The sequence below is a fragment of the Phosphitispora fastidiosa genome, from assembly GCF_019008365.1.
Lineage (GTDB): Bacteria > Bacillota > Thermincolia > Thermincolales > UBA2595 > Phosphitispora > Phosphitispora fastidiosa.
On sequence record NZ_JAHHUL010000187.1, the window covers coordinates 1 to 249 of the forward strand.

Annotated in this window: 1 protein-coding gene; it reads left to right on the plus strand. The window is 63.9% G+C overall.

Translation table 11 applies throughout. The annotated features are described in order from the left end of the window. The coding region (locus tag Ga0451573_RS19440; protein WP_231685847.1) for a ribose-phosphate pyrophosphokinase-like domain-containing protein at nucleotides 1–249 on the plus strand (249 nt) is incomplete at both ends.

Here is a 249-nt window from a genome sequence, read left to right on the forward strand (position 1 = left end):
TATGCCCGCCAGGACCGCAAGCCCGGTCCGCGCACCCCGATCTCCGCCAAGCTGGTTGCCAATCTGATCACCGAAGCCGGTGCAAACCGCGTGCTGACGCTCGATCTGCACGCCGGCCAGATCCAGGGCTTCTTCGATATCCCGACCGACAACCTCTATGCCGTTCCGGTCATCGCCCGCGATGTCCGCGCTCATTACGGCACATCGAATGTCATGGTCGTCTCGCCCGACGTCGGCGGTGTGGTTCGT